Annotated in this window: 7 protein-coding genes and 1 pseudogene; 7 read left to right on the plus strand and 1 reads right to left on the minus strand. The window is 30.2% G+C overall.

The features are described from left to right. Nucleotides 1–157: 157 nt before the first annotated feature. The 7 genes and pseudogenes from KA883_RS08185 to KA883_RS08215 all read left to right on the plus strand — a co-directional run bounded on the left by KA883_RS08185 (nt 158) and on the right by KA883_RS08215 (nt 5632). The gene (locus tag KA883_RS08185) at nt 158–751 is read left to right on the plus strand and encodes a recombinase family protein (RefSeq protein ID WP_107384734.1); all 594 of its coding nucleotides are present in this window, start codon (nt 158–160) and stop codon (nt 749–751) included. Further along, nucleotides 723–2165 (plus strand): annotated as a pseudogene (locus KA883_RS08190) (transposase). The gene KA883_RS08185 and the pseudogene KA883_RS08190 overlap by 29 nt, the downstream one beginning before the upstream one ends. After that, nucleotides 2158–2973 carry an AAA family ATPase gene (locus KA883_RS08195; protein ID WP_000164962.1) on the plus strand — a complete coding sequence of 272 codons (816 nt, stop codon included), beginning with the start codon at nt 2158–2160 and terminating at the stop codon, nt 2971–2973. The pseudogene KA883_RS08190 and the gene KA883_RS08195 overlap by 8 nt, the downstream one beginning before the upstream one ends. A 154-nt stretch (nt 2974–3127) precedes the next feature. Further along, the gene (locus KA883_RS08200) at nt 3128–3679 is read left to right on the plus strand and encodes a recombinase family protein (protein WP_011304040.1); all 552 of its coding nucleotides are present in this window, start codon (nt 3128–3130) and stop codon (nt 3677–3679) included. A 48-nt stretch (nt 3680–3727) separates the two neighbouring features. Further along, nucleotides 3728–4615 carry a cidABC operon transcriptional activator CidR gene (cidR, locus tag KA883_RS08205; RefSeq protein ID WP_070039664.1) on the plus strand — a complete coding sequence of 296 codons (888 nt, stop codon included), beginning with the start codon at nt 3728–3730 and terminating at the stop codon, nt 4613–4615. A gap of 110 nt (nt 4616–4725) precedes the next feature. Beyond that, nucleotides 4726–5250: an acyl-CoA thioesterase gene (locus tag KA883_RS08210; protein ID WP_011867724.1), complete on the plus strand. Its 525-nt coding sequence runs from the start codon at nt 4726–4728 to the stop codon at nt 5248–5250. A 7-nt stretch (nt 5251–5257) separates the two neighbouring features. Then, nucleotides 5258–5632, plus strand: coding sequence for a hypothetical protein (locus KA883_RS08215; RefSeq protein WP_011867723.1), 375 nt, complete (start codon nt 5258–5260; stop codon nt 5630–5632). A gap of 133 nt (nt 5633–5765) precedes the next feature. On the opposite strand, the gene KA883_RS08220 is transcribed toward KA883_RS08215, so the two are convergent. Then, a partial coding sequence (locus tag KA883_RS08220) for a zinc-binding dehydrogenase (protein WP_204171394.1) occupies nt 5766–6473 on the minus strand: 708 nt, incomplete at its 5' end.

The following is a 6473-nucleotide window of genomic DNA, read 5'->3' on the forward strand; positions in this document are numbered from 1 at the left end:
AGAAAATAACCATTTTCTGCACACTCCCTTTTTATGTCTAAATAGGTAGGTATATTATATGATTGAGTGTTCAAAAACCCAACAAAAAATCTATGTTCATAAAAGACCTTAGAATTAAGTTATGGTACACTGAATGTGTATATAGGAGGTTTGTATTTTGAAAATAGGTTATGCAAGAGTTTCAACTGGATTACAAAATTTGAATTTACAGGAGGATCGATTAAATCAATATGGTTGTGAAAAAATATTTAGTGACCATATCAGTGGTTCAAAAAGTAAAAGACCTGGTTTAGATAAAGCAATTGAATTTGCGAGGTCAGGAGATACGATTGTTGTTTGGAGATTAGACAGATTAGGACGTAATATGGAGGATTTAATCACATTAGTTAATGAGCTTAACGAACGAGGAGTAAGTTTCCACAGTTTAGAAGAAAATATAACGATGGATAAATCAAGTTCTACAGGACAATTATTATTTCATTTGTTCGCAGCATTTGCAGAATTTGAACGGAATTTAATTTTAGAACGTTCTTCAGCAGGCCGAATTGCAGCACGTGCTAGAGGACGCTATGGAGGTAGACCAGAAAAATTAAGCCAAAAAGATTTAAATTTACTTAAAACACTTTATGATAATGGCACACCAATCAAAACAATTGCGGAGCAGTGGCAAGTTTCACGTACAACAATTTATCGTTACCTCAATAAATTGGAGGATAAGGAAGATGAAAAACAAGGAGAAGTATCTAACTAATTTTTCTGAAGCCAAGCGTAAAAAAGCTACTCAAAAGTACAATATTATAAAACCTTTTATCTTGGGCGAACAATCTTTATCAACCATTTCAAAAAGTAAAGGTATTGCATTAAGTACACTTTATAGATGGAATAAATTATATAAGGAACAAGGACTTACTGGTCTAATTCATAATACAAGAGTTGATAAAGGTGAGCGTAAATTAGAACAAAACATAATTGACGAGATTAAACGCCTTGCACTTAAGAATAAAAGAAATAGTATTGCTACAATTCATAGGAAAATCGCTAATTATTGTATAGAGAATAATTTTGATAAACCAAGCTACAAACAAGTTTATAGTATTATTAAAGCAATGCCTAAGTCTGTTATTGATTTCTCTCACCAAGGTGAAAAATACTATCAAAATAAGTACGATTTAATACAAATAAGAGAATCCTCAAGACCCAATGAAATATGGCAAGCCGACCATACTTTGCTAGATATTTATATATTAGATCAAAAAGGTAATATCAATAGACCATGGCTAACCATTATTATGGATGACTATAGTCGTGCCATTGCAGGCTATTTTATAAGTTTTGATTCTCCTAATGCTCAAAACACAGCATTAACACTATACCAAGCAATATGGAATAAGAATGATACCAACTGGCCAGTGTGTGGTATACCCGAAAAATTCTATACAGATCACGGAAGTGACTTTACCTCAAATCACATGGAACAAGTCGCTATTGACTTGAAAATAAATTTGATGTTTTCAAAAGTTGGTGTCCCTCGTGGTCGTGGAAAAATAGAACGCTTTTTTCAGACAGTTAACCAAATTTTCTTAGAACAACTGCCTGGATATATAAACAATAGTGATATTCCTAGTAATTTAATAAATTTTCACAATTTTGAAGAAAAATTACGTTACTTTTTAATTGAAAATTATAATCAAAAAGAACATAGTGCTATTCATACCACGCCTATCAGTCGTTGGAATAGTAATCACTTTTTCCCTAATATGCCAAGTAGCTTAGAACAACTTGATTTATTATTGTTGGAAATACCTAAATCTAGAAAAGTTCATTCAGATGGCATTCATTTTCAAGGTTTTTGATACATTAATACTAATCTAGCAGCTTATGTAGGTGAATATGTACTGATTCGTTATAACCCAAATGATATGGCTGAAATACGTGTGTTTTATAGAGATGAATTTCTTTGTACTGCTATATGTCCAGAAATAGCTGATTACTCCATAGATATAAAAGACATACAGCACGCTCGTAGTCAGAGAAGAAAACACTTAAAACAAAATATTACTAGTCCAAGTACCACGGAATTAATTAAGGAAGAAAAAAATTGTGGTTATTCACCTCAAGAAACGACTAAAAACGTCAATAAATTAAAGAGGTATCGTAATGACTAAAAATCAGAATTTTATTGAAACGAAAGAGTATAAACGGTTTGCTGAATTTTGTGACGCTTGCATTAAATATCAATATATTGGTATCTGTTATGGTCAACCTGGAGTTGGGAAAACTTTATCTTCAAGATATTATACAAATTGGGATACTATCGAAAAACAAGTTAACCATAGAGGTTGGGAAGATTTAGCTAGTAAAACGACCGATGACATACTATCGGTGGATAAAATATTTTATACTGCACCAGCAGAAAAACAAACTAAATTAAGGAATGATTTATATAGTATTACTGCAAGCATTGATTTGGGTCAAAAATTACATGTTGTAAATAAGTATGGACATGAACATAGTAAACATTATAGTGATATGTTTAAATATATTGATTTAATTATAGTAGATGAGATTGATCGCCTTAAAGTGCAACATTTAGAGCAATTAAGAGCTATTTATGATGAACATAATTTAGCAATGATATTTATTGGTATGCCGGGCATAGAGAAAAAACTATCTCGTTATCCTCAACTATATTCGCGCATAGGTTTTGCGCATGAATTTGATAATCTAAGTAAAGATGAGACGCATCATATATTAGAATATAAGTGGCAAGATTTAGGATTTGATTTAAAACTCGAAGACTTTACTGATTATGAGGCAATAACGACGATTATTAAAATCACAAAAGGGAATTTTAGGCTGATTCATCGTTTATTTGCGCAGATAGACAGAATTATGGATATAAATGGTTTAGATAAAATAAGTACAGAAGTTGTAGAAACAGCTAGAGATAGTTTAGTTATAGGTATTCGATAATAGAAAAAGTAACGCATTTTAATATAGTGCGTTGCTTTTCTCATTTTTTAGGTAAAGTCATTCTCATATATCGAATAAAGTGACAGCATCGAGAAGTAGATTTTATTAATAAGTATAAGCACCCATAAAACAATTAGTAAGAGGTGGTATTCAAATGGCTAAAATTGGTTATGCACGTGTATCAACACAAGATCAAAGTCTTGATGGACAAATTGATACACTTAAAGACTATGGTTGTGAACGTATCTTTAGCGAAAAAGTGAGTGGTCGCAAAACGAAAAGAACAGAACTTGATAAGTGTTTAGACTATTTACGTGAAGGAGACATCCTAGTTATCTATAAATTAGATCGTCTTGGACGTACAACAAAACAATTAATTGATCTGTCTCAATGGTTAGATGAAAACGGCATTGATTTACATATTATTGATATGAATGTGTCAACCAAAGATGCGATGGGAAAAATGTTTTTTACAATGATGAGTGCATTTGCAGAACTTGAAGCTAACTTATTAAGTGAACGTACGAAAAAAGGTCTAGAAGCTGCGAGAGCAAGAGGGAGAAAAGGCGGCCGTCCTTCTTTGCCAGATTATAAGAAAAGAGAAATCAAATTCTTATACGATGAACAAAAACTAACTGGGGAAGAGATTGCTAAACAGACAGATGTTAGTCGTTCAACGGTATACAGAATAATAAAAAATAATTAGTTTAAAAAACTGGTAACGTGAAGAAATAATAAAAAGGGAGGAAATTTATTGGAACTTAGACATATGCAGTATTTTGTAGAAGTCGTAAAGCAAAAAAGTATGACCAAAGCAGCATCTAATCTTTTTATCACACAACCCACAATTAGTAATACAATTAAATTATTAGAAGAAGAATTAGATGTAAATTTATTTAATAGGTATAAAAACCAAATATACTTAACTGACGCAGGAGAAGCTTTCTTTTTCCAATGTAAAGAAATGCTTAAAATGTATGATAATATCCCTAATGAGTTAAGTAATTTATTAGAATTAAAAAAGGGACATTTGAAAATTGGAATCCCTACTATTATTAATATAAGAATATTAATTGGCTTAATTTCGGAATTTCATGAAATGTATCCTAATATAACTTTTCAACTTTTTGAAAATGGTAGTAAAAAAATTGAAAACGATGTATATTATGGCGATTTGGACATGGGAATTACTGTACTTCCTACAAATAATAAAAACTTTGATATATTCTCTTTTTCAGAAGAAAAATTAAAACTGGTCGTTCATAAAAATCATGCATTATCTAAAAAAACAAAGATTGATATTGAAGATTTACAAGAACAAGAATTTATTTTATTCAATTCTGATTTCTATTTAAACGATAAAATCAAAAATACATGTAGAAATTATGGCTTTAATCCTAATATAATTTTTGAAACCACCCAATGGAGCTTCATAGAAGAAATGTTATTAAATAATCTAGGGATATGTATATTACCCGAAGGAATACTAGGCTTATTAGATAATAATTTACAAGCCATCGATATTAATGAACCTTCCATGAAATGGGAACTTGGTATTATTTGGAGAAAAGATATTATAGTTGATTCTTTAACAAAAAATTGGATTAAATTTCTCCAAGAAAACTTCTTAATTAACTATTAAATATAAAAGCATTTGAGAAATTTATAGCTATATAAAAAAAGGATATTTTATATTTATACACTCTCGCTCTATAATTAGAATGTAAAATATTATAGAAACGGGAGTTTTTTATGGAAAATTATAAATTTCCTAGAGATAGTAAAATTGTCAGTACGGATCAAGTATTAATTAATGATTTAAACAATTATAATACACTGTTTGGGGGGGTATTAATGAAAAAAATTGATAATAACGCAACGCTATCAGCTAGAAGACATGCAAGAGTTAAAGAATGTGTTACAGCTTCTACAGATTCAGTAGAATTTTTATATCCAATCACCCAATCTGATTCCGTTTGTATAGAATCTTATGTAGTTTATACAGGAGAAAAATCTATGGAAATATTTTGTAAAGTCATTTCAGAAGATATGATTACTGCAGAAAGAAAAATTGCTGCTGTAGCTTTTCTTACTTTTGTAGCTTTGGATGAAAATAAAAAACCAATTAAAATACCCAAAATCTCTCCTCAGTCCAAAGAAGAAAAATTATTATTTATGGATGGCGAAGAAAGAGCTAAAATGCGAAAAATTAAACGATCACAAACTAAAAATATAATTGACTCTCTTGATATTAATAAGCCATGGGAATTGGAGTAGTGATAAAATGATTAATGAAATGGAAGAATTAAACCAAATTAAGTTAGATTTGAAAAAACTAAGAAACGAATTTCCTAGTATGTATGAAAAGTTAGAATATATAGCTAGTTTGACAAGACAATTAAGTATCCATTATAAATATTTAGGAGTACTTATGTTTTCAGATAACCGTGAAAATATTCAAAATGAGAGACCAACTTTAATAAGAGAATCTGTTTTGAAATTATATGAACAAGAAGTTGCAAAAGTTAAAAAAGATACTAATTTTGTGTTTTTTAAAGATATGATATTAAAATTCCAAAATGTGGACTACTCACAAATATTTCTTATCATTTTAGGTGCCGAACCTGGTTTTGTATTTAATAATACAATTATTAAATAATAAATAATAAATTCATTAAGAATGCTTAGACTAAAAAATTATAAAAATTCACAAATTATTTGACTAAATGAAACTATATTTTGGCTAATAAAAGAGCCGCTCTGATTTTTTAGAGTGGCTCTTTTATTAGCTTTTATAACTTAACGAGAATTTTTGCTTGTGATTTATCGTTTACAAGCTGTTTAAATCCTGACTCCACAATATCATCTAACTCTATCTCATCAGTAACGACATCTTTAACTTTTAAATTACCTTCATTAATTAAATCTATTGTTTGTTGAAATGTAGTAGGTGTATAAGCAATTGTCGAAGTGAGCTTTACACCTGTATTTGTTAATTGCATTGGATTCCATTCAATAGGATGGCCGAATATAGAAACTATAACAACAATACCTCTTGCTTTAGTAACATCTATTGCAGATTTAAGTGTTGGCGCTACACCAGCTACCTCAAATGCTACATCAACTCCATTATCTGTATGTTTATTAATAACATCACTTGGATCTGATTCACCGGAATTTATAGTATGAGTAGCACCAATCGCTTTAGCTTTATTCAATCTTTCTTCTGATAAATCAAAAACAAATATCTTACTTGCACCTGCAGCTTTAGCTGCTATGACTGTTAATAAACCGATTGGACCTGCACCAAAAATAGCAACAGTATCGCCAAATAGAACTTCACCTTCTTTAATTGCTTGAACTGCAACAGCTGTTGGCTCTACAAGAGCGCCTTCTTTATCAGAAACGTTATCTGGTAACTTATAAACGTTCTCTTCTGGGGCATTTGTAAATTCTGCAAATCCACCATCAGAACCTAAACCTATAAATGAATAACCATC

The organism is Staphylococcus sp. GDY8P54P (assembly GCF_017892645.1).
Taxonomy (GTDB): Bacteria; Bacillota; Bacilli; order Staphylococcales; family Staphylococcaceae; genus Staphylococcus; species Staphylococcus ureilyticus.

Bases quoted from the DNA above. Each gene is read 5' to 3' on its own strand.
- KA883_RS08195 (WP_000164962.1), top strand. From the start codon at position 2,158: ATGACTAAAAATCAGAATTTTATTGAAACGAAAGAGTATAAACGGTTT.
- KA883_RS08200 (WP_011304040.1), top strand. From the start codon at position 3,128: ATGGCTAAAATTGGTTATGCACGTGTATCAACACAAGATCAAAGTCTT.
- KA883_RS08210 (WP_011867724.1), top strand. From the start codon at position 4,726: ATGGAAAATTATAAATTTCCTAGAGATAGTAAAATTGTCAGTACGGAT.
- KA883_RS08215 (WP_011867723.1), top strand. From the start codon at position 5,258: ATGATTAATGAAATGGAAGAATTAAACCAAATTAAGTTAGATTTGAAA.